Here is a 24,542-nt window from a genome sequence, read left to right on the forward strand (position 1 = left end):
TATGCCTAAATCGCCAGCTTCCGTGTCACCAAGGTTAAGGTCGAGTTGCACTTCGACTGGGGCTTCAGAAGCATTGGTCAGTGATACAACAAAGTTTGCAGTATCGCCTTCGTTAATCGTACCAGCATCACTGATAGATACGGTTGGACGGTCATCATCCGGATCGGGATCTGGGCCAGTACCGTCATCAACGATGGTTGCGGTACCTGTGTCAGTACCTTGGACAGGACCAAGACCTGTTACGTCTACGGTGAAATTCTCTGGGCCTTCATAAACTTCGTCATCAATCGATGCAATACGCACATCAAACTCAGTTAACCCTGCTGGCACAGTCACTACGCCATCGACAGGAACGGCAACCCAACCTGAGCCGGTGTTGTATTCGAGAGTACCAAGGTCACCTGCTTCGGTATCGCCAAGGTTGAGACCTAGATCGACTTGAACATCATCTTCAGAAACGTTTGCCAAAGTAACGACAAAATTAGCCGTATCACCCTCATTGATGACACCAGCATCACTAATAGTAACGCCAGGGCGATCGTCGTCCGGATCTGGACCAGGTCCCGTACCGTCATCAACAATGGTTGCGCTACCCGTATCGGTACCTTGGACAGGACCAAGACCGGTCACGTCTACCGTGAAGTTTTCAGGACCTTCGTAGACTTCATCGTCAATCGATGCAATTCGTACATTGAACTCAGTTAACCCTGCTGGCACAGTCACTACGCCATCGACAGGAACAGCTACCCAACCAGAGCCGGTGTTGTACTCAAGAGTACCGAGGTCACCTGCTTCCGTGTCATCGAGGTTAAGGTCGAGCTGCACTTCCACTGGAGCTTCTGAAGCATTAGTTAGAGATACAACGAAATTGGCGGTGTCACCTTCGTTAATCGTACCAGCATCACTAATAGATACCGTCGGACGGTCGTCATCTGGATCTGGGTCAGGGCCCGTACCATCATCAACGATGGTTGCGGTACCTGTGTCAGTACCTTGGACAGGACCAAGACCGGTCACATCTACCGTGAAATTCTCTGGACCTTCGTAGACTTCGTCATCAATCGAAGCGATTCGTACATCAAACTCAGTTAACCCTGCTGGTACAGTCACTACGCCATCGACAGGCACCACAACCCAACCAGAGCCCGTGTTGTATTCAAGGGTACCGAGGTCACCTGCTTCGGTATCGCCAAGGTTGAGACTTAGCTCGACTTGAACATCATCTTCAGAAACATTCGCCAAAGTAACAACAAAATTAGCCGTATCACCCTCATTGATGACACCAGCGTCACTAATAGTAACGCCCGGGCGATCGTCATCCGGATCTGGACCAGGTCCCGTACCGTCATCAACGATGGTTGCGGTACCCGTATCGGTACCTTGGACAGGGCCGAGCCCGGTCACGTCTACGGTGAAATTCTCTGGGCCTTCATAAACTTCGTCATCAATAGAATCGATTCGTACATCGAACTCAGTTAAGCCTGCTGGCACAGTCACTACGCCATCGACAGGAACGGCTACCCAGCCTGAGCCGGTGTTGTATTCAAGGGCACCAAGGTCACCTGCTTCGGTATCACCGAGGTTAAGGTCGAGTTGCACTTCTACTGGGGCTTCAGAAGCATTGGTCAGTGATACAACAAAGTTAGCGGTGTCACCTTCATTAATCGTGCCAGCGTCACTGATAGATACCGTCGGACGGTCATCATCTGGCTCAGGCTCTGGCCCCGTACCATCATCGACGATAGTGGCTGTGCCCGTGTCAGTACCTTGGACAGGACCAAGACCTGTTACGTCTACGGTGAAGTTCTCTGGACCTTCATAGACTTCATCATCAATCGAAGCGATTCGTACATCGAATTGAGTCATACCAGCAGGAACGCTTACTATGCCATCGACAGGCACTGTAACCCATCCTGAGCCTGTGTTGTATTCGAGAGTACCTAGGTCACCAGCTTCGGTATCACCGAGATTAAGGTCGAGTTGAACCTCAACTGGGGCTTCAGAAGCATTGGTCAGTGATACAACGAAATTGGCGGTGTCACCTTCGTTAATTGTGCCTGCGTCAGTGATAGATACCGTTGGACGGTCGTCGTCCGGATCGGGATCAGGGCCAGTACCGTCATCGACAATGGTTGCGGTACCCGTATCAGTGCCTTGAACAGGACCAAGACCTGTTACGTCTACCGTGAAATTCTCTGGACCTTCATAAACTTCATCATCAATCGAAGCAATACGCACATCGAACTCAGTTAAGCCTGCAGGAACACTTACTACACCACCAACCGGGACGGCAACCCAACCTGAGCCAGTGTTGTATTCGAGAGTGCCAAGGTCACCTGCTTCGGTGTCACCAAGGTTAAGGTCGAGCTGCACTTCCACTGGAGCTTCAGAAGCGTTAGTTAACGAGACAACAAAGTTAGCGGTATCGCCTTCGTTAATCGTACCTGCATCACTGATAGATACCGTTGGACGGTCATCATCCGGATCGGGATCAGGGCCAGTACCATCGTCAACAATAGTTGCGGTACCCGTATCAGTGCCTTGGACAGGACCAAGACCGGTCACATCTACCGTGAAGTTCTCTGGACCTTCGTAGACTTCGTCATCAATAGAATCGATTCGTACATCGAACTCAGTTAAGCCTGCTGGCACAGTCACTACGCCATCGACAGGAACGGCTACCCAACCAGAGCCCGTGTTGTACTCAAGAGTACCGAGGTCACCTGCTTCGGTATCACCAAGGTTAAGGTCGATTTGCACTTCGACTGGGGATTCAGATGCATTGGTCAGCGAGACAACAAAGTTAGCGGTGTCACCTTCGTTAATCGTGCCAGCATCACTGATAGATACCGTTGGACGGTCATCATCCGGATCGGGATCAGGTCCCGTACCATCATCGACAATGGTTGCGGTACCCGTATCAGTGCCTTGAACAGGACCAAGACCGGTCACATCTACCGTGAAGTTTTCAGGACCTTCGTAGACTTCGTCATCAATCGATGCGATTCGAACATCGAATTGAGTCATACCAGCAGGAACGCTTACTATTCCATCGACAGGTACTGCAACCCATCCTGAACCAGTGTTGTACTCAAGAGTACCAAGGTCACCTGCTTCCGTTTCACCGAGGTTAAGGTCGAGTTGCACCTCAACTGGGGCTTCAGAAGCGTTGGTTAACGAGACTACAAAGTTAGCGGTATCGCCTTCGTTAATCGTACCTGCATCACTGATAGATACCGTTGGACGGTCGTCATCCGGATCGGGACTAGGACCAGTATTGTCATCGACAATCGTTGCACTACCTGAATCAGAACCTTGAACTGAGTCCAAACCTGTCACACTAACACTGAACTCTTCAGGACCTTCAAACACTTCGTCATCAATAGTAGCAACGCGAACATCAAACTCGCTTAATCCCGCAGGTACCGTAACTACACCATCGTTTGGAACGGCAACCCAACCTGAACCAGTGTTGTATTCTAGGACGCCAAGATCGCCCGTTTCGGTATCACCAAGATCAAGACCTAGTTCCACTTGGACTGGAGAATCAGCTTCATTAGTTAGAGACACAACGAAGTTTGCCGTATCACCTTCATTAACAACTCCCGCATCGCTAATGGATACCGTTGGACGGTCGTCATCAGGGTCAGGTCCCGGGCCAGTACCATCATCAACAATGGTCCCTGTTCCCGTCTGAGGAATCGCTTGATTGCCAGTGTTTCCAGACAAAGTAAATGTTTCTGAGCCTTCAAAGAGGTCGTCATCAATCGTACTAATAGTGACACTGTAGCTTATATTGTTCGCTGGCACGGATACATCAAAGCTACCATCTGGATTGACGTTTACGACTTGAGTGCTGTTGTCTTCGAAAGTAATCGTAACGGATGTGTTGGTGTAATCTATTCCACCTTCAGCGCTACCATCAGCCAGATTCATACTGACCACAGTATCGGTCGTACTTAGGTTACTAAGCGTCACATCTAATATGGCTAAATCGCCCTCATTAACCGTAGTATCACTAATAGATGCAACTGTCGGTCTATCGTCATCCGGATTGGGGCCGGGACCAGAACCGTCATCAACGATGGTTCCCGTTCCTGACGTTGTGCCATTTTGATTCTCTGTTGAGCCCGATAACGTAAACGTCTCCGTTCCTTCAAACAAATCATCGTCTATCGTATTTATCGTGACATTGTAACTAACCTCATTCGCAGGGACAGTGACAGCAAAGCTACCGTCTGGGTTTACATTAACAATCTGAGTGCTGTTATCCTCGAACGTAATAGTGACGGAAGTGTTTGTGTAATCTAATCCACCCTCCGCAGTTCCATCAGATAACGTCATGTTCACCGTCGTTTCTGACGTACTCGGGTTGCTAAGCGTTACCTCAAGCACAGCTTCCTCACCCTCGTTTACGGTTGTATCGCTGACAGAAGCAACGGTCGGTCGATCGTCATCAGGCTCTTCACCCGGACCAGTGCCATCATCTGTTATTGTTGCCACACCTGTAACGGGTTCCGGTTGGTTCTCCGTACCACCGCTTAACGTGAAAGTTTCGTTTCCTTCAAATACGTCGTCATCAATCGTATCCACCGTGATTACGAACGACTCATCTCCAATGGGGATTGAAACAGAAAACGTCCCATCTTCTCCGACATTTATTTGATCCGTACTTCCATCTTCAAAAGTAATAGTAATAACCGAGTTGTCGTAATCAGCTCCCCCTGTCGCAGAATCATCACTAAGGGATAATGTCACCTCAGTCTCTTGCTGTGTGGGCTGGTCGAGAGTGACTTCAAAAGACGCTTGATCACCTTCGTTTATTGTCGGGCTGGATATGTCCTGAACGATAACCTGAGCAGGGATAATTATTTGTTGGTTGATAAACTCAAGCAACGATAGCTCTTGAGTTTCTGATAGGGGTATTGCTGTACCGACCGTTTCGAAATCCGTACTAGCAAGGGCCTCTGCGCCTGTACGATCAATTGCTCCAGTCGACTGTGGACTCGAACCATCGCTTTCACCCGCTGCAGGTTCAAAGTCACCTTCAAGCTGTGCAGGGTCTTCCCCGGCTGCGATTGCCTCAATTAGTGCGGTGATATCGTCCGTTACATTAATTGAGCTGCCATCAGGGGCTATTTGTTCGAAATTCAATTGAGAAGTGTCAGACACTTCAGTGATAACCAATTCCCCAGATGCAGGGACCTGACCTGGTTCTAAGGTCCTAATTTCCCCGTCAATTCCAATAACTACGATATTACTCGCAAGCGAGCTAAAGGTTACTCGATCCATAAATCACCCCACCAGGCTTTCAAGTTGTCAAAAGTTTGTCACCCCAACAAATACGACTATAGTTTAGTCAAAATCATCGTGTTTTCTTTGTATATGGCGACAACGAGATGGGAACGAGTTCCATAGGCGGGGATCGTTTTACTTCAGGCGCGAAACAGGTTGTAGGACGCTATGATATTAAGAATTCAAGCTTTTCTTCTGATAAAGGCTGCCAACCAAATGAGCACTCTGGCTCATATGTGCTAAGGTTTTATTAGGCGGATCACTGGATTTTCTGAATAAAAGCCTAGGGTTAACAGAATGTTGATTAATCCATCGACGATAAGCTGTTATTTGTGATGTTTCGTCTCAATCTTGAGATGAAATAACTAAAAAGCTATACAAATTTTCTAGGAGAACCACTGTGAAATGGAATCGACTAAAAATAGCTTGCTGCTGCAGTTTCATTTTGACGTCACCCGTGTTCGGTCAAACTTTAGAGCAAGCCGTAGCGCTCACGTTGAAGAATAACCCAGACATCAAGAGTGCGTTCAATGAGTTCAACAGTCGTAAATACATCAACGAAGCCTCATCTGGAGCATATTTACCATCCATAGACTTGGATGCGGGCATCGGTTATGAAGGGATTGACCCGGCTGAAGAAGTGAGCCGTGGAGACACGGATTTAACACGAAAGGAAGCGTCCATCACTTTAACCCAGCTCATATGGGATGGCAGCGCAACACTGAATGATATGGACCGAACTGCAGCAGATGCTGAATCGGTAAGGTTTCAACTACTCGCTGACGCTTCAGACACCGCGTTAGAAGTAACCAGAGTTTATTTAGACTCAGTGAAAGCGTACGAAATATTAACGCTGTCAGAGAACAACCTTGCAGTGCATAAGAAAATTTACGCAGATATTAAAAAGCGCGTAAGTTCTGGGATTGGATCGACTGCCGATTTAACGCAAGTTGAAGCTCGTTTAGCGAAAGCGCACGGTAACTTGGCGGCTGCACAGAACAACCTTTTCGATTCTCATACCATGTTCACTCGTTTAGTGGGTCAAACACCACAAGGTTTGATCTTTCCACGTGCCGATGAAAACTTCCTTCCTTACACCGTGGACGAAGCAATCGGATTAGCATTTGAAGTCCACCCAGTCATCCAAGTCGCGTTGGCTGATGTGGATTCCGCAAAGTTCCAGTACAAACAATCTAAGGGCGTTAACTACCCAACCATCTCAATTGAAGCTTCTCAGACTTGGCGTGATGATGCTGACGGTCTAAAAGGCAGAAGCGACGAAACACTGGCTATGCTCAGATTGCGCTACAACCTCTACAACGGTGGTAGTGACGCAGCGAACTCAGAAAACTTCGCTTACCAACTCAACAAAGCGAAAGACCTTCGTGAAGGTGCATATCAAAATGTTGAAGAAGGTTTAAGGCTATCTTGGAGCGCATTAGATCTTACGCTGCAACAAAAAGAGTTCCTATCCGATCACGTAGATTCAGCCGCAAAAACAGTCATTGCCTACGAGAAACAATATCGTATTGGTAAGCGTACCCTACTTGATTTGCTCAACACAGAAAATGAGCTGTTTGAAGCACGTAAGGACTACTTGGATGCCAAATATGCTGAGCAATACGCAAAATACCGCGTAATGAACGCAACCGGTCAACTGCTTAACTCTTTGCGTATCGATATACCACGAGAGTGGCTAGAGAAAGTGGAGTATTAATATGAAAGTAATACCTATTTTTTTCATGGTTGGTTTGATTTCCGCTTGTAGTGGCTCTAATTCAAACAGAGTAACCGGTGATGAATACGAATACATGGAAACACCGACAGCTAACCAGATTGCTGACTTAATCGACGATGACAGAGACGGTGTTATTAATGCACGAGACCTGTGTCCTGGAACACCAGAAGGCTCTTTGATCGATAACGACGGCTGTGGGGAATACGCGAAATCATCCCAAGAAATGCAGATTCGAGTTCTATTTGCTAACGACTCTTCTGAAATCAACCCTGTCTTTGCTCAGCAAATTAGCGACCTTTCTGATTTCCTTAAAGAGTACCCAACAACGTCAATTGAACTGCAAGGTTACACCAGTATCACTGGTACGGATGAATACAATCTTGCCCTTTCGAAACGCAGAGCAGAAAGCGTTCGCAACGAGCTGATTCAAAATGGGATATCACCAGATCGTCTAAGAATCGTCGGCTTTGGTGAAACCAAGCTTGCCGCTCAAGGGACAGATGAAAGAAGTCATGCACTCAATCGCCGTGTAACCGCAACCGTGGTCGGATACAAAGGTGAAGTCGAGAAAGAATGGACTATCTTCACAACGCTACCTAAGAATTAATAGTTAAAGCCTCTCTGTTAGGTAACCATCTCAAGCAATAACAAAAAAGCCAGCAAGATATCATTGCTGGCTTTCGTTTGGGCTTTCTACACCGAACTGACCAAAGGTACTTCAATCATAGATGAGTGGTAAAACTTGTAGCGCCCCTTACCTAGTTGTTTTGCGCGGTACACCGCCATGTCTGAGCAATGGAGAAGCGTCTCAATATCTCGCTCTACATCCTCTGTCATCACAACACCAATCGACGCGGTTAGATTAATATCAATACCTAAACGGTCTGCGGTTGCTTGGAGTTGGTGAAGAAACTGATCCAACTTTAATTCTAGCTCTCGCTTACTATTAAACTCTTGAGTTAGAACAACAAACTCATCCCCACCAAAACGACCGATGAGGTCTCGTTTGTGAGCAAAATGTTCTCGCAACACTGCCACAAACAACGCAATCACTTTATCCCCAGCCATATGCCCATAGGTGTCGTTGATAAACTTCAGGTTGTCCATATCAAAGAAGATACATGCTTTAGGACTGTTACTGAGCGACAGTGACTTTTCAGCGCCACGCAAGAAGTATTCACGAGTCAGCAAGCCACTTCGTGAGCAAAAAACACCATTCCGACTTGCTTGAAGAACTTGTTCAAAATGTTCCTTTAGTTCCATGGACGTGTCGTTGAACACCACTTGGCTCTCTTCTAAAAATCGGTCAAGGGGCTGGGTCAAACCAACCACTTGTTTCCCCATCATACGAGCAATCACAACGTAAATAGCAATGATCATGAGAACATTCACACCAAACATCATGGTGCCTTCACCCAACAAACTGCTGAACTTAGCTTTGGATAACAGAATCCAAGGTGTTCCATCTACTTTAGTGAATTCAACGTAAGATAGATCAAATGGCGAACTGTAAGTAAAGAATCCCCCATTATTTGCCCTGGTAAGTGCTTTTAGATTCCCTTCGCGATCAAACAGCTTCTCATAACCGTAGTTGAATAAGTTTACCCCTACATAGAACTCATCTTTAGAATGGCTGATGATATTCAGATCTTCATCCAGTAAAACGCTGTAGATATCATTTTCGCTGTCGCTTTGGAGCGCGGTTTGAATTTCACCAAAATGAATAGAAGCTGAGATAGTACCCATTAGGTCTCCCAATTCATCGAACATAGGGCGACATAACACGTATACGATATTGCCGTTTGAGATATCAGTGAGAACGTCGGTCATCACTGCTTTTTTACTGCGAATCACTTGATGAAAGTAATCTCGATGAGCGATGGAGTGCACCTTATTGTTGTGCGTGCTCACCATGTTCCCGACTCCATCACTAAAGCCAATACCCGCAAGCTCAAAGGCTTGCTTGTAAGGGACCGCACGATTTGCCCGTTCTTGCAACGTAATATCGGGTTCGATGAAGTGTTCGTCTTTGCTCATTGCTCGTAGTAAATCGCGGTATCCATCGATGATGGTTCCTAGGTTGATCTCTGCCGATTTTACATGGTATCGAGCTAGGTTTTTCGCCTCATCAACTTGTTGATACGCCCAATAAGTAAAGTTAGTAAAGAGTGCTATCAACACTATTGGGACAGTGTAACGCAGGGTGACTGACTGAAGACTTCGAGATACGTTCATGATTTAGTTATTGTTATTTGCCATCGATTAGCGGTTTATTTAAGCCTTTTTCCAGCTCATGGGCCTTGAATGTTGGCGTACAGATTTTAAAAAATACAAGTACGTTTACACTACGGTCTCACCAGCAAGAAAATCCGCCAATTATACTCACCCCTGTATATCGAAACAGACATTTTAGTAGTCTTGACGACAAAACATTTTAATCATTCAACAAATGAAATTTGTTTATAAATATCAGTAAATTGAATAATTCTCACTGAATGAGAAACGCAATTTTTATTGATAGATTTAAAGTTTTATATCCTTAACAAATCGAACTTTTGTCGCAGGTGTCACAGTTTTCATATGGCAAAAGTACGAATTTTTGTGCTGAATTTCTAACAATTGAGATAGTTAGCCTACACTTTTCATATCAACTTATTGGATATGGACGTGCACAGTGGTCGGATCGTTTTCATGGAATAACCTATCGGTAAAACACAAGCTATTTAGCTTGGTTTTCTTACCCATCATTTTGCTTCTCTTTCTAGCCGGACAGCAAGTTCATCGACTATCTAGCCAAGCGCAAGATCTTGAGAAAGCGCAACTGTTCTCTGACTATATGGACAAAGTCTCTTATCTCTATAATTTGCCGAATAACACTGAAGTTACCGATGTTGAAGCAGAAATAAAATCGGTAACTCAATCACTCAGCAATGGTGCCAATGGCATTTTCTTGGATAAAGGCGCTGAGATGAAAGACCTTCTTTCTAGCCTCGAAGAAGCGAACCTCTCTCTGTCGGCAGCCACCGACATGGACGAGCGTCTCGATATCGCAGAGTGGCGTGCAGATACCTACAAACAGATTTTATTGGCATTAGAAAAGGTGCCATTCAATGATGCAACTTTTGAAATTCAAGCCCACCTTTCAGCATTGATGCAAATTGAGTGGTTAATGTTCTGGTCTCAAGAAGAAAACCTGCTCAGTCAATATTTGATTTACTCTATTGAACAAAATCAAAGCTATGACGTAGATGTCAGCAGCGAGATCGACTCCTTAGTTAAGAATCAGCAACTGTTCTTAGAACGCTTCGTCACATTAAACGCTAACCAACAGCAAGTTGAATTGCTTATTGAAACCTTCACCAATGACGTCTTTGTACGCAGTCAAGAATTTAGAAGCTTCCTTTTAAATGAAGAAGCACTTAGTACACTTCCACCACAAGAAATCGCAGCTGGTTTAACAGCTCTAAACGGTCGACTCGCTCTGCTTAAGGCGGTCGACAACAAAATGACGGAGCAATTGCAAGCAGACGTAGAACATGCCATTTCCGCGGCAAACCAACAACGACTGATGTTCATTAGCGTCATGTCAGTCATGACAATTCTCGTCGTGAGCTTAGCCGTGCGTTTGGTTCGAAAAGTAACCAGTAATCTTCAACTGGTTCTTGAGTTCTTACGTCGTGACAGTTACAGCGAAGAATCCCCCCTTGTCGAATTAGTCAAAGGTAAAGACGAACTGAGTAAGTTTGCCCAAGAAGTCGAGAGACTCAGTTATGAACGAGAACAAGCCAAGGTTAAATTAACTCAAGCGAAAGAAGACGCAGAGCGCGCAAAAGACGATGCAATTAAAGCAAGCAAAGCGAAAAGCAGCTTCTTAGCCAACATGTCCCATGAAATCCGCACCCCTCTTAATGGCGTTATTGGTATTTCTGAAGTGCTATCTGATACATCATTAACCGCAACACAGCGCGACTATGTTGATACGATTGAAACGTCCTCCCAACTATTACTTAGCTTGATTAACGACATACTCGATTTCTCTAAGATTGAATCAGGTATGTTATTGATCAGTCCGCACTCGACCTGTGTGCGTGAATCCATTTACGATATTGCTTCTATCGTTTCACCAAAAGCAAAAGAGAAAGGCATCGACCTTAAAGTAAACATCAGCCGCAACACGCCTTTCCGCTTAATGATCGACGATCACCGTTTACGCCAAGTCGTAATGAACTTTATGTCTAACGCCGTTAAATTTACTGATAAAGGAACGGTGCTCCTCTCTGTTACAACTCATGTTGTTTCTGGTTCAAATGCCGTAATGGAGTTTTCTGTTCAAGATTCCGGTATTGGTATTGATGAGCAACAACAGAAAAAGATCTTCGAACCATTCGCACAAGAAGATGACTCCACTACCCGCCAATTTGGCGGTACTGGGCTGGGCTTAGCCATCAGCACTCAACTGGTTGAGTTAATGGGTGGGCAAATTCAACTTGAATCAGAAAAAGGCAAAGGTAGCCGCTTCTTCTTCCAACTGAACCCTTCTGTTGTTCAACTCGACTTTGATGCAAAACACACCGCAAATTATGGACAAATTTGGTTGGTCTGCGACGACACCAACATGGAAACAACGCTTCGTGATGAATTGAACTTCTACCGTATCGCTGTTCACCAATCGGTTACGAGTTTAGAGAGTTTACCAACATGGATTAATGACAATGAGCACATCATTGTTATCTACGCTGAAACTCGACCAAATGCTGCAATGGAAAGCGAAGATCACTTCAACAAGCTTGAATCGCAGAACGTCCGCTTATGCTTGGTTAAACACCTTCATAGTGACCAATTTGATTTTGGTGAAAGTGTCAGTGCCATCATTACGCAACCTCTTCTTGGGCAACGTCTGGTCAAAGCGCTTGAAAATTGCGAGACCAAATTCAACCAAGCAAATTTACAAGCAGTGGTGGGTACATCAGAACCGTCGCAAAGTAAGATTTTGGTGGTCGACGATAACACCGTAAACCAGAAAATCGCAGGCTTGCACGTAGCCAAAGCGGGTTTTACTTTTGACCTAGCAGCAAATGGACTAGAAGCGGTCGAGATGTTCAAAAAGAATCAATACTCCTTGATTCTTATGGATTGCATGATGCCAGTTATGGATGGATTTGAGGCCACGCAGAAAATCCGACAGCTGGAACACGAACAAAATCGCAGTGTGAAGATCCCAATTATCGCGTTAACGGCAAGTGTGGTCGATGACGACATTCAGAAGTGTTTTGATGTTGGCATGGATGATTACGTACCGAAACCTTTCAAAGCCAACATATTGAAAGAGAAATTAGCAAAAGCGGCGACTGTTCCAATCGTTGAAGACAACGTATCGTCTGCCTTCTCTGGTACTGGCATTAGCGCGAAATCTAAACTGCAAGATAAACCTGAACCGACCTCTATCAATACACTTCCAAGCCGCTCTGAGCGCATTTTGCTTGTAGAAGATAATACGGTGAATCAGAAAGTTGCCTCGTTATTGCTGAGTAAAGCTGGGTATCAGTTTGAGATTGCCGAAAATGGTCAGATCGCCGTTGATATGTTTCAACAAGATAACGGTTTCGACATCATTTTGATGGATTGCATGATGCCTGTAATGGACGGCTTCGAAGCGACGAAAGAAATCCGTGCTTACGAAAAAAATTCGGGATTACCCAAAACGCCGATTATTGCACTGACAGCAAGTGTTGTGGACGATGATATCCAGCGTTGCTACGACTCTGGCATGGATGCATACGTACCGAAGCCTGTCAGAAAAGAAAAACTTCTGCACCAGATTGAAAGCGTCATTTAAGGGGTAATAGTATGGATACCCACTTCTCTATAGCTAAAAATAACGTTCTCAAATCGCTCTCTACAGCTTTGATGGCTTTTGCTTTGCTGATGTCGTTCGATAGTGAAGCTCTCGCAGCCGATAGCTATGCGATTTTTTCCCTCGACTCTAATTTTGATGAGCTCAACATAACCAAAGCGAGAAAACTGTATCGTGGTAAAACCAAGCGTTTACAAGGTAAGCGAATCGAACTGTCTGATTGGCCGGATGCGTCATCTGAACGTTTAGAGTTCTACCGTTATTTACTCAATAAAAACGCGGCGCAAATGAATGCGCACTGGGCTAGCTTGTCGTTTTCAGGTAAAGCTCGCCCACCGAAAGTCATTGATAATTCCAGTATGGAAGCCCTTTTAGAATGGATGAAAGAAAAGCCTAACCGCATTGGGTATGCACCAGTGAGTAGCCTTCCTTCAAATGCTCAAATCCTCTACGTTGTAAGTTCGGAGAAATAATATGAAGAAAACACTCATCGCATCCATCACGGCAACAACACTAAGTAGCGTCGCTTTCCCGAGCTTGGCAGCAATCGAACTCACCGATAACTTATCGTTAAGTGGCTTTGGCTCAACCTCATGGGCGACAACAGACAACAAAACGCCAGTATTAGTGAATCGTTTTATCGATGACGAAAACTGTTATGACTGTGACACCACATTAGGTGTTCAACTGGATTTTTACTACGACGCGTTTAAAGCATCCGCGCAGGTGGTGAAAAGACCGCAAGACCATTGGAGTGACCCGCAACTAGAGTGGGCTTACCTCGCCTATACCTATGGCAATATTGAGTTTCGTGGCGGTCGTCTGAGAATGCCCGTGTTCTTAGCCTCTGAATACTACTATGTCGGACACGCATTTACCCCTGCTCGCCCACCAAATGAAGTTTATGACAGTATCTTAGGCATCACCGCGTTTAACGGCATTTCATTCTTGTGGAACTATGACATCAATGACAGCATGACACTGACGACTACGCCATTTGTCGGCTTCCACGATGAAAGTACGGTCGACTTCAATGACAGTACTGAGCTCACCTTCAAGACCAATGAAATGTACGGTATTAACTTCATCTTAAGTGGCGATTACTATCGTTGGAATTTCACGTATTTGGATTCGAACTATGACCAAGAAACCAAGTTAACTAACTTCCCGGTTCAAGCGCCTGATGGCTCAATCATTATTCTTCCGTCATACACTGATAAGTTGAAAAATGAGAGCATTAAATTGTATTCATTAGGTGCTGAGTACGAGTTTGATGCCTTCACGCTAACCGTCGAAGGTCAAACCAACGATATCGCTTCCGCTTGGTACGCTCAAGGCGCGTATAACCTGAACAAATTTACCCCTTACGTGACTTATGGTCAGCAGTTTGATGACCACGAGCACAAGGTTGGGGACAGCTACCTACTTGGTGTGAGATACGATCTTCACTACAATGTGTCACTCAATGCAGAATGGCAACACTTCAAAGCTTATCGCAATGCATCTGGCGCATTCGTCGATACACCAGAGGATGATAATGCAAACATGTACACCATCATGGTGAACTTTGTCTTTTAGCGCCATGGCAGGTCGAGTAATACCGACCTGCCCGCTTTTCCGAAATGCTCAAACGATGTTCATGTAACGGGCTAACCATTAAACATGTTTTGCTCAATCTTACGATCTCTAAAGTAAAACTCTTTATCGTGCTCGCCGATTTCTCGTAATACTCGACAAGGATTGCCAACCGCAACAACATTAGCTGGGATATCCTTTGTCACGACACTCCCCGCGCCAATTACGGAGTTTTCGCCGATTGTCACGCCCGGTAATACCACCGAGTTCGCCCCTATCCAAACGTTATTACCAATATGAACTGGGATATTAAACTGAGCGATGTCACGCCTTAGTTCCGGATCAATTGGGTGCCCAGCAGTCGCGATGGTGACATTCGGTCCAATCATGACATGATCGCCGATATAAATATGAGTGTCGTCAACTAAAGTCAGATTAAAGTTAGCGTAAACATTGTCACCTAGGTGGGTATGGCAGCCCCAGTTAGCTCTCAATGGCGGTTCGATGTAGCAATTCTTTCCAACCGATGCGAGCAAGTGGTTCAATATGTTAGAGCGCTTCTCTCCCTCCGAAGGACGTGTTTGATTGTAGTCGTATAAGGTCTCTAGACATTCAGTTTGCATTGCTGCCAACGCTTCATCATTGCAGAAGTACACCTGTTGGCTGTGTAGCATGATTTTCTTATCCATTGCCGTTCCTGTTTAGGATGTTCTTTGCGAAAATTTAGCAAAGAGACGCTCAAAGAATCTTGGCAAAAATCATGAAAGTAGCACCGCATCGCAATCAGAAATAAATAATGCCATCAGGCGCACAATTTCACGCGATACGAGCAACAGACAAAATGGGAGATGGTTAAACACTAATTGAATGGAGATGAGACAAGACGAAAGAATGAAACGTTGAAATGAAAGTTGCCATCAAAAATGCCGCGAAAATCGAATCTTACGGCTTATGCCCAAGTGACTTTGATATGCGGAGTTCAGAGTGTTGTCATTGATTCGAGGTTACTTGGGTATGTTATCAAACGGTCTTATTTCTTCTTTTTGCGGTTTTCTAATCGAGCTTTAAACTTCTTGTTTCGACGCTTTAGAGCACGGAAAAATTTAGACTCTTCGTGATACCAACCTATCACGCTAATCGGAAAGCCTACCAGCATCACGATAAATAAATCCGCAGGAAACTGCTCCGTGATGTCTTTAAAGGTTTGCAGCTCACCGAATATAAACAAGCCAATGACTTTGCCAAGCAGCAACGCACAGCAGATCATCAAGAAAGACTTAATAATATAGTGCCACTTGCCTTTCTTGCGCTCTTCTCGCCAATACACGTATTTGTGCTCGCGGTTGTACATTGCCCCTCCAAGTTCGTGACATTGTCATGGATACTATCGCAAATGGTTACCTATTTTGTTAATGGGCGTAGGCGCATTGCTTACACACTACTTCTAATCATAGTGCTGTTGGAGGGAGTTGCTTGTCAGACCAATAAGAAATGACGTGAATTTTACCTAGACTGCCACATCTGCTTGTATGAACGGAACTCCTTGTTCGACTCATCCAAACCAAAACGTGCCGCAAGCGCTTCTAACTCTTGTTTATAACGAACAAGTGAACTTTCGTCATCGGTCATAATGGCGAATTCCGCAAAGTGCCCAATGCCTTCTAGATGGTCGAGAGTAATATGGAACGAGCCGATAAAGTAAATGCTGCGTACTTTTTTGGTTTGAAGAATCACTTCGTAGCCCATGTTTCCTAGCATACTTTTGGCAGCATGTGACTTAGTAATATCGGTGGCTTCACAGCGATCCTCTTCCGGTCCTTTGACAATCCAAAGTTTGATACCAGACGGCTCGATTTCTCGAATTACCAGACTTTTTCCTTCATGACTGAGTTTGCGTTCTGGCGTGTCGTAGAACCAATCAGACTCTTGATTGTCTTCAAACATGACTTCATGTTCTAAACCATTCAACACCGCTAAAAAAGCTTGTTTATCTTGTACACGGTACTTCAATTCGACTTCAAACTGACCTTGAAAATGCTGATCTGCACTCATGTGGCAACCTCATTACTGCTCTACACCTCATACCTCTGGGTGTTTCAAAGCAGCAGGATGGTAGCACAGCCTAAGTCGCGAATCTGATAAACAGACCTTTCTTTTAATGTTTACGAAAGACCCAGATTGGTCCTATCAAAAGAAACTGAATATCTTCGAAAAACGAGGGCTTCTTCCCCTCTATCTTGTGCCCGATAAACTGGAATATCCAAAGGATTCCAAATAGCAGCATTGAGATGTGGAGTATCGGCCAACCGAGTATCTCCATTGACCATATCAAGCCAATACACGCAACCGTGTAGCCGATCATCATCATAAATACGCTTAGTGAGAGTCGGAAATAAAAGATCCAAGCTGGTAACGCCGCCAGCCATACCCAATTGAGATTGAACCCAAACAAAGGAATCTGCGGAATGGACCATATCAACCCGACGACAGAAAGAAAGATGCCAGGGAAAGCAACTTTATGAATTTTCTGGTTGATTGGATTTTGATGGCTTTCACCGTAAGCTTCTAACCATTCAGAGAGTGCACGCATAACTTCACCTTTAACATCACCATAACATTTATATAGTCGGTGCGAGTTAAAGGTGCGAGTTTTTGTTTATTGATATTGATAATAAGCCGAATATCTGTGAGCAATAACAAACTATCTTACTGATATCCCAATGAAATACGCTGAGCTTTGGTTAATTTGGCGACCACAAGATCATATGAGCGTTCACACAAATCTTGTACTAACCCGTCTTCAGGCGTTACTTTAACGCTTACGTACTCTCTCCCATTTCACTCGGCTAGAATGGCGAGCATCTTCCCTTTGATTTTAAAAACCAACGCATCAGGACCGAACGGAAAGTCACTTTCTGCACACATCAATGTATCGAGAAACTGCGCTAACTATCTAATCGATTCATCCCTATCCTAAACCTTTGAATTCATTTATTCATATTGAGGCAATAACAATTTTAATGCCTGATTAACCTGTGCTCTTTCGTCACGAGTCAACGACCCCATTAATTCATGCTGAGCCTGTAAATGTTGCTCAATAAGCGCATCGATCAGCTCAAAACCTTTTGAAGTAAGCTGAACACTCACACTGCGGCGATCTTCTTTGCTGTGCTCGCGAGCGATCAATCCTTTTTTTTCCAGCTTGTCGAGTCGATTGGTCATGGCACCAGACGTCAGCATCATCGATGAGATCAACTCCGAAGGGGTTAAACGATAAGGTTCACCACTACGACGCAACGTAGCTAATACATCGAACTCACCCATTTTAAGATCGTAGCGCTTATGCACTTCGGCAACGTGGTTTTCCATATATTTAGCAATCCGCATTAAACGCCCCATGATCGCCATTGGCTCGGTATCGAGATCAGGCTTTTCCTTAGTCCACTGACTTACCACTCTATCAATTGCGTCCATTTATCCTTTTATCTCCAAAGACATTTTGATTGACCAATTTATTTTAACATAAAGATACTTTACAAGAAGCAATAACGAGCGTACCTTTACAACAAATTATCTCAACGTAAAGATATTTAACATGAACATTTTACTCGCGATGATTCCGGCGTTCTTCTGGGGTACAACGTACGCTGTGACACAGTTTACTTTGCCAGACTGGCCGCCAGTGTTACTTGGTGCACTGCGAGCATTGCCAGCTGGTCTATTGCTACTTGCTATCAAACCTTCTTTACCAAAGAAACAAGATTGGAAGATCTTGCTTGTGCTTGGCACGATTAATATTGCCCTCTTTTTTGGTCTCATTTTCGTGATGGCGTTAACCTTACCTTCTGCAATCTCTGGTGTGGGTATGATTTCAGTACCTGTCTTTGCCATGCTGTTTGGGTGGGTGGTTTACAAGCGCCAACCGAGCCTTATTCAAGGAGTCAGCGGGGCCACCCTTATCGCCCTGGCTTGGTTTTTGTTCGACCCAAGCTCGATTACGCTAAACCCGATCGGTCTAGTGGCTATGCTCTCTGCCATTATGTGTATTGTGATCGGCAGCAGCGTAACTAAGTCTCTAGGTTCAAGAATGCATTGGTGGACAGTACTCACTTGGCAACTTATTTTAGGCGGCGTTGTTTTATCTATCGCGGCAGGTGTACTAGCAAGCATTAACCCTGAGCCATACGTTCAAGCAGTCGAAAACATCACTCTAAGAAACCTAAGTGGACTACTGTGGGTCATCATACTCAACACCGCACTTGGCTACGGCATGTACGTGTGGTTATTGCAGCGTATGTCGGTTGTGGACTTTACTTTCGGTGGCATTGCTAACCCTGTTGCGGGCATTGTCTCTGGTTTGGTTTTGATGGGTGAAAGCTTCACGCCTATTCAATACAGCCTAATGATCGGCATGATTACGATGTCACTTGTGCCTCAGTTGGTTCTTTCATTCAAAGAAAAGCGCAATGTCAGCCTCACTAAACCTTATGAATCCAAATAACGCAGAGCGTTAACAGATCTCATTAATTCACAATAAAAGCCCGAGTTGATGATCGGGCTTTTTGTTGTTTCGTTAATCCCTTCACCTTTATCGTTCTATAAAAAATGCCCACCGAATCGGCAGGCACTTTGTACTGTTCTATACCCAAGTAACCTCGAGATACTAGATGGCGCTCTTTAAGAGAGCTTCTTCATTTGCATCCCCATAAAGATAAAGCTAATGCCTTCAATCAATAATGAGATACCAACAAAAGTGCCTAGCAATGTAGTCGAGAACGCAGGATCGTCGAGCAACATAAAGAAGTAGCCACCAATCAGAACAGAAATCACGCCACTGAGCACGATCACATTACTGCTTGGTAAACTGCGATTACTTAAGCCGAAAAATACACGGGTTAAACCATTTAGAATCATCACGATCACCATCAACATAGTAATGGTCACCAAACCTGCCAATGGTTTAAACAGAATGAACAGACCGCCGACAATATACAGCACAGCACTTAATACGTACCAAAGCTTCTCTTTCCACACATTAATAGAAAACGTGTGGTATGCCTGAACCAAACCACTGAACAGTAGTACCGCACCTACTATAGTCGATATCGTTACGCCCGCAAGCACTGGCAAACTCATAGCACCAATGCCCATTAAAGAGATAATAACGCCAACGATAACGAAGTATTTCCAGCCTTTAGACAAAAATGTAGGCTGTTGTGATTGATTAGAATTTTCCATTGAATGCCTCTTGAATTAAACGCGAGCCGCCTTCTCAGTCTAGTCTAATAAAACATAGGGAGTTCACAGACTTAACAGAAATACGTGTCCCGTTTGCATAATTGGATGTTAAACCTGTATCACATCATCGGCTATACGCTATTTTTGAATAATAAGTTTCAAGATTGCTGGATTAAACCAGTGCAAAACAAAGAGATGGAGAGTAGGATGAGCGGCTTTCTAACGCCTGTTGCCTGACCTCTTCAAAGAAGTTCTCACTTCTTCATTCAGGTTACATTTTGAGGATGACATTTTGCTCGATCATCACATTCGCACTTTCATAGCAGACAAACTCAGTTCCGTGGGCATCAATAGTGACCCTTATGGCATCGAACTCACAACCGTTTTCATTCTTGCGAGCTTAACCGCAGCAGCGATCAGCTACTTGATAGTGCATCACCTGATCGTGCGGTCAGTCAATAATGTTCTACAAAAAGCCAATAAACCACTCGCTGAAAGCTTGGCGAAGTATGATGTCTTAGAAAAGCTCTCATTACTGATCCCAATCATGGTGTTGGATGTCTTTATCCCTCTCGCCGTAGGTCACTACGATTGGTTAGCGAACATCTTTGACCGGATTCTAAGCATCTCTATTTTAGTCATTTTTATCTGGATGATCTTTGCCCTGCTTGATGCGTTAAATGACATTGCGACGTTTAAAGGCATCACGAGAAGAATGCCGATCAAAAGCTTCGTCCAACTGATAAAACTGTTCACCTTCTTTGTTGGTGTTGTGGTTTCCATGTCGATTCTTGCCAACGAATCACCGGTGATTTTCCTATCAGGTTTAGGCGTTGCGACGGGCTTCGTCATGTTGGTGTTTAAGGATACGATATTGGGCTTTGTTGCAGGCATTCAACTATCTGCAAACCGCATGATCAGCCTGAACGATTGGATTCAAATGGACTCTTACGGTGCGAATGGCACAGTAGAGGAAATCTCACTCACCACAGTAAAAGTTCGAAACTTCGATAACACCGTGAGCATGCTGCCTGCTTACGCATTGGTGCAAAACGCCTTCATTAACTGGCAAGGCATGTCAGATTCTGGCGGTCGCCGTATCAAGCGGTCCGTGAATGTTGATGTCACATCAATTCGCTTCTTATCTGATGAAGAAATTGAAAAGCTAAAAAGCATCCGAATCCTTCGTCAGTACATTTATGAAAAATCGCGTGAAATCAGTGATTACAATCAAGAAATGAGTGAGGAACCCGCTTTCGGCAACCTACGTCAAATGACCAACTTAGGTATGTTCCGCGCTTACATTAATGCTTACTTGAAAGCGAACAAAGACATTCACCAGTACATGCTGATTATGGTGAGGCAACTAGAGCCGACGCCAGAGGGTATTCCGTTGCAGGTTTACGCTTTTACCAACAATACTGACTGGGCTTACTATGAAGGTGTGCAAGCGGACTTGTTCGATCATATCTACTCAATCATGCCTTTGTTTGGTCTGCGTCCATACCAAATGTTCACAAGTAATGATGCTAAACAAATCGCTTTAGAAAAAATAACCAGCAAAAGCAATTCATAAGACATCTTAGAGAGTGGAGCTTACTCTTCACTCTCTAAATTTAGGCTAAGACGTTTTCGATCATAACGATGCTCGGCAAGCACGCCCCCTTCTACCTTATATCTCAAGCCATATTTACCAATACAGCCTCGCAACCTTAAACGGGTTAAATCCGACAAATCAGAAGCAGTGCCTGCTTTATCAACCAACTGAATCCAATATCTCTCCATTTTATCCTTCACGCCACTTCCCCAACTAACATTTATATATTTAGGGAGATTCTGGCAAATATCCGAGGAAGTCTGGATAGCATACGCTAGAACATTTCTGAAAGAATGCCTATGAGAATCGCATAAAACCGAATTAAAAGGCTAAAAACAGCACTTTCTGCCTGATTTTCTAATCTTAGCTATATACCTCGAGATACCTGATTCAGCGAGAACGAATTGGTTTAAACACGCGGCGGCGATTTAAAGGTCTAGTGGGTCTAAATCAAGAATCCGCTACAAAGCATGCAAGCTAAGCCCCTTACTATTTGCAAAGGATGCCCTTTGGGAGCTTGTCGTTGAAAAAGAGAGATTTACGAAAAGAGAAGGGAAATAAAAGGAAAATGACTGAAAGAGAACAGGCTCTCACCTGCTCTCTTGGGTTTATGAATTAAAGACGGATTTCTTCAACTGTAAACGAGCCGTTATCAAGCTGACGTTTAAGCTCCTGCTTTTGGTTAAAGTCTATCTTTTTCAAATCAACCTTTTTAATTCGGCTGTCATGCATGGTTGTGTAGTAAAGCGCACCATTTCCTTGGTCGATCACTGATGTCCATTGAGTGGCACTTGGCAAGTTTGGGATATGCTCACGATATTCGGCGTTAAACTCAGTACCAATTGGAATATCGAAGTTGTTTAGAATATGGAACGCTTGAGAGACCGCTTCTTGCGAGTTTTTTGATTCTGGCGCGGTATTAACAAAGAACGCAGCACGAACAAAACGTGATGGCGGCGTAATGTCTCCCGGCAAACCTAAGAAACCGGAGCCAATACCAAAAGATTTCGCTTCAACGTCACCAAACTTGGTCGGCGCACTGGTGCCCGGTTGCAGATGGATGTAGTTGTTCAAGTTCGTTACTTGCCATGGGAAGGTTGGCGAATTAGTCAGTACACCCACCTCATTGTCGTAAATATGTACCTGACCACCATCCATAATTTCAATTACGATGTTGTTGCCTGCTTTATCAGTAACACGCCAATGTCCGGTTGGTGATGGCTGCCCTTTTTCATCGATATACACTGGCACAATATCGATGTTTTTCATTGCGGTTTTCACTTCTTCAACGGTTTTAAATTGTGACAACATCCAACGGACAAAGTCCATATCAGCGATACTATTTGCGCGATCTTTCGGGTTGTAAGCCTTTAAAGAACCGTACCCTTTAAAGTAGAACAAACCAGCTGTTAGCCCTTCTTCGTTAATACCTTCGCCAATAAAGCGGTCATCACTCACTGAAATACCAACAAATCCATATTTGCTCTTCCAGCTTAAACCGTGCTTTTGGTCTGGCATGGTTGATGTGAACATATAGTCACGCGGGGCGACAATCAGTTTACTATTGAGATCGCTCTCACCCCATTCAATCGTTCGAGCGTGAATATGGTCATTTGCAGTAGTTGAAAGAGAGATGCCAGTACAAGCGATTGCAGGCGCAATAATACTGGCAGAAAGTGCCATAGCTAGGAGGGTTTTCTTTATCATTTTTAGATCCACCAAGGAGGGGTAACATTTCGCGATTGTATTCCTTTTTAAGTAACTTACAATCGAAAATATATAAAATCGGTAGAATATAGAGGATGAACAACTAAAGCGCTCAAAGTGATTAGCTTTGAGCGGATACCTAGCTAAGACAAAAGACTATAAGTAAAAAGTGACACTGTCATTTATTTCCAAGGTATAAGAAATCTTCCTCTAACCCAGTCCCTCCCAATTGAAATCACAACACCCCCTAGTTATTACAATCGTAACTAATGCCCTCATACATGGTACTTATGTCGATGTACTTTTCGTAGTTCAGGTACGCGACAATTCGAGCATCGGTATTGAACATCAGTCGATTTACCGCGTGTATCGCATCATAAAGATCTTTACCGTCCACCCCGGCTTCCTTAAAGCAATGTCTGACATAACGGTAATCTTTGTAGATCTCGTATGCCAAGAGCTGATTATTCGCATCGTTACTCGAGAAGTCGTGTTGCAAAATGCTTGAAGAATATTGTACGTAACGCAAAAGAAAATCGTGATTAATTTCACTGATTTTGAGTGCTTTCAACACAGCTTCCACGTCGTCACGGATGTGATTGTGATTCTTGTCGATTCCTAACAATGAATCGGATACGTCCTTCTTAATGGAAGGATTTGATATCACCCTCTCTAACTGCGAACTCATGCTTGGTCCAATAATGAGCTCCGCTGAATATACTGGGTTGCTAATGAATAGAAAAAAGGTAGAAGCGATAACGCATCGAGAAATAGACATTTTAATTATCGTTGTATAGAAACAAAATTAAATGCTATCGATTAATGATTTAAAAATGAAATAGACATTTATTATTCCATAATAAATATCAGTAATAAAAGAGCTTGGTAAGTACCAAGCTCTTTTACTAAACAACCCCACTTAATAGTGAGCACATAAAAATTATAATGACAACAGCAAATAGTGGATTACACATTAGTCTATCGTTAATACAACTCGACGGTTACAGCCAGATACTTTGTTTTCATTTACCTTACAAATCGGCGCAGACTCACCGAATGCTTTTTCAACAATCCTGTTGCCTAGACCTAACCCTTGTTTCAGGTATGTTGTTGCGGCATTCGCGCGACGAGCAGACAAGCCTTTGTTATAAGCCTGAGATCCGACTTCATCAGTATGCCCTTCAACAAGAACACGAGTACCTTCGTCAACCAGTTCCAAGTATTGCGAAATCGCTTGTTTGTGAGTGTCTGTTAAACGATATTTATCAGTATCATAGTTGAGGATCAACGACATCGAGTTCTTATCAAAGGTGCAGCTGTCGGTCGCATTCAACCCTTCAACCTTAACTACTCTCTTATCCTGTACAATAGAGCGTTCTTCATTTACCGTCACCGCTAACTTACCAACAACCTGAGTGACTTTTGTTTCGGAACTTTTAAGAATTTTAGAGCTCACGTAGTTTTCATCATGATTAATACAATTAGCGAGTGCGACATTTGAGGTAAAAATAATCGCGATTGATAATAATTTTTTCATT

General features: G+C 44.1%; 19 protein-coding genes and 1 pseudogene. 7 read left to right on the plus strand and 13 right to left on the minus strand.

Annotated elements, in window-relative coordinates; all coding sequences use genetic code 11:
• Window positions 1-5,292, minus strand: a 5,292-nt coding sequence (locus VHA02S_RS07375) for a Calx-beta domain-containing protein (RefSeq protein WP_155725046.1), incomplete at its 3' end; no start/stop codon positions are given.
• 403 nt (window positions 5,293-5,695) lie between these two features.
• Between VHA02S_RS07375 and VHA02S_RS07380 the strand changes: the two genes are divergently transcribed.
• Both VHA02S_RS07380 and VHA02S_RS07385 read left to right on the plus strand, forming a co-directional pair.
• Window positions 5,696-7,012: a TolC family outer membrane protein gene (locus tag VHA02S_RS07380; protein WP_038897923.1), complete on the plus strand. Its 1,317-nt coding sequence runs from the start codon at window positions 5,696-5,698 to the stop codon at window positions 7,010-7,012.
• 1 nt (window position 7,013) lies between these two features.
• Window positions 7,014-7,640 carry an OmpA family protein gene (locus VHA02S_RS07385; RefSeq protein WP_005445925.1) on the plus strand — a complete coding sequence of 209 codons (627 nt, stop codon included), beginning with the start codon at window positions 7,014-7,016 and terminating at the stop codon, window positions 7,638-7,640.
• Between the two features lie 86 nt (window positions 7,641-7,726).
• On the opposite strand, the gene VHA02S_RS07390 is transcribed toward VHA02S_RS07385, so the two are convergent.
• Entirely contained in the window at window positions 7,727-9,268 is a 1,542-nt protein-coding gene (locus tag VHA02S_RS07390) for a diguanylate cyclase (protein ID WP_038897922.1), read from the minus strand.
• Between the two features lie 439 nt (window positions 9,269-9,707).
• On the opposite strand from VHA02S_RS07390, the gene VHA02S_RS07395 reads away from it, so the two are divergent.
• The 3 genes from VHA02S_RS07395 to VHA02S_RS07405 are packed head-to-tail and all read left to right on the plus strand — an operon-like array spanning window position 9,708 to window position 14,465.
• Window positions 9,708-12,869: a response regulator gene (locus VHA02S_RS07395; RefSeq protein WP_038897921.1), complete on the plus strand. Its 3,162-nt coding sequence runs from the start codon at window positions 9,708-9,710 to the stop codon at window positions 12,867-12,869.
• Between the two features lie 11 nt (window positions 12,870-12,880).
• Complete coding sequence (locus VHA02S_RS07400) at window positions 12,881-13,360, plus strand: hypothetical protein (protein WP_038897920.1); 480 nt, start codon at window positions 12,881-12,883, stop codon at window positions 13,358-13,360.
• A gap of 1 nt (window position 13,361) precedes the next feature.
• A complete protein-coding gene (locus VHA02S_RS07405; protein WP_005445933.1) occupies window positions 13,362-14,465 on the plus strand; it encodes a porin family protein in 1,104 nt (367 codons plus the stop codon).
• A gap of 71 nt (window positions 14,466-14,536) precedes the next feature.
• Here the strand turns inward: VHA02S_RS07405 and VHA02S_RS07410 are convergent, their stop codons facing one another.
• The 6 genes and pseudogenes from VHA02S_RS07410 to VHA02S_RS07430 form a co-directional block, all read right to left on the minus strand.
• Window positions 14,537-15,151, minus strand: a complete 615-nt coding sequence (locus VHA02S_RS07410; protein WP_005445935.1) for a sugar O-acetyltransferase — start codon at window positions 15,149-15,151, stop codon at window positions 14,537-14,539.
• Between the two features lie 341 nt (window positions 15,152-15,492).
• Window positions 15,493-15,813 (minus strand): hypothetical protein, encoded by a 321-nt coding sequence (locus VHA02S_RS07415; RefSeq protein WP_005445937.1) that lies wholly within the window; start codon window positions 15,811-15,813, stop codon window positions 15,493-15,495.
• 152 nt (window positions 15,814-15,965) lie between these two features.
• Entirely contained in the window at window positions 15,966-16,514 is a 549-nt protein-coding gene (locus VHA02S_RS07420) for a class IV adenylate cyclase (protein WP_038897919.1), read from the minus strand.
• Window positions 16,515-16,617: 103 nt separating this feature from the next.
• Window positions 16,618-17,052 carry an Mpo1 family 2-hydroxy fatty acid dioxygenase gene (locus VHA02S_RS07425; RefSeq protein ID WP_038897918.1) on the minus strand — a complete coding sequence of 145 codons (435 nt, stop codon included), beginning with the start codon at window positions 17,050-17,052 and terminating at the stop codon, window positions 16,618-16,620.
• Window positions 17,053-17,168: 116 nt separating this feature from the next.
• A pseudogene (locus VHA02S_RS26315) lies at window positions 17,169-17,387 on the minus strand (MmcQ/YjbR family DNA-binding protein).
• A 66-nt stretch (window positions 17,388-17,453) separates the two neighbouring features.
• The gene (locus VHA02S_RS07430; RefSeq protein ID WP_038897916.1) at window positions 17,454-17,936 is read right to left on the minus strand and encodes a MarR family winged helix-turn-helix transcriptional regulator; all 483 of its coding nucleotides are present in this window, start codon (window positions 17,934-17,936) and stop codon (window positions 17,454-17,456) included.
• 121 nt (window positions 17,937-18,057) lie between these two features.
• Here VHA02S_RS07430 and VHA02S_RS07435 point away from each other — a divergent pair, with 121 nt between their 5' ends.
• The gene (locus VHA02S_RS07435; RefSeq protein ID WP_009697519.1) at window positions 18,058-18,963 is read left to right on the plus strand and encodes a DMT family transporter; all 906 of its coding nucleotides are present in this window, start codon (window positions 18,058-18,060) and stop codon (window positions 18,961-18,963) included.
• Between the two features lie 176 nt (window positions 18,964-19,139).
• On the opposite strand, the gene VHA02S_RS07440 is transcribed toward VHA02S_RS07435, so the two are convergent.
• Window positions 19,140-19,700: an HdeD family acid-resistance protein gene (locus tag VHA02S_RS07440; protein WP_009697518.1), complete on the minus strand. Its 561-nt coding sequence runs from the start codon at window positions 19,698-19,700 to the stop codon at window positions 19,140-19,142.
• A gap of 292 nt (window positions 19,701-19,992) precedes the next feature.
• Between VHA02S_RS07440 and VHA02S_RS07445 the strand changes: the two genes are divergently transcribed.
• A complete protein-coding gene (locus VHA02S_RS07445) occupies window positions 19,993-21,276 on the plus strand; it encodes a mechanosensitive ion channel family protein (protein WP_038897925.1) in 1,284 nt (427 codons plus the stop codon).
• A gap of 20 nt (window positions 21,277-21,296) precedes the next feature.
• Here VHA02S_RS07445 and VHA02S_RS07450 read toward each other — a convergent pair whose 3' ends face one another.
• From VHA02S_RS07450 to VHA02S_RS07465, 4 genes are all read right to left on the minus strand, one after another.
• Entirely contained in the window at window positions 21,297-21,485 is a 189-nt protein-coding gene (locus tag VHA02S_RS07450) for a hypothetical protein (RefSeq protein WP_005445954.1), read from the minus strand.
• 427 nt (window positions 21,486-21,912) lie between these two features.
• Window positions 21,913-23,004, minus strand: a complete 1,092-nt coding sequence (locus VHA02S_RS07455; protein WP_038897924.1) for a linear amide C-N hydrolase — start codon at window positions 23,002-23,004, stop codon at window positions 21,913-21,915.
• A gap of 247 nt (window positions 23,005-23,251) precedes the next feature.
• Window positions 23,252-23,692 (minus strand): hypothetical protein, encoded by a 441-nt coding sequence (locus VHA02S_RS07460; RefSeq protein WP_017818106.1) that lies wholly within the window; start codon window positions 23,690-23,692, stop codon window positions 23,252-23,254.
• Between the two features lie 285 nt (window positions 23,693-23,977).
• A complete protein-coding gene (locus VHA02S_RS07465; RefSeq protein ID WP_005445957.1) occupies window positions 23,978-24,541 on the minus strand; it encodes an OmpA family protein in 564 nt (187 codons plus the stop codon).
• Window position 24,542 lies beyond the last annotated feature (1 nt).

The sequence above is a fragment of the Vibrio harveyi NBRC 15634 = ATCC 14126 = KCTC 12724 genome (assembly GCF_001591145.1).
GTDB classification, from domain to species: Bacteria; Pseudomonadota; Gammaproteobacteria; order Enterobacterales; family Vibrionaceae; genus Vibrio; species Vibrio harveyi.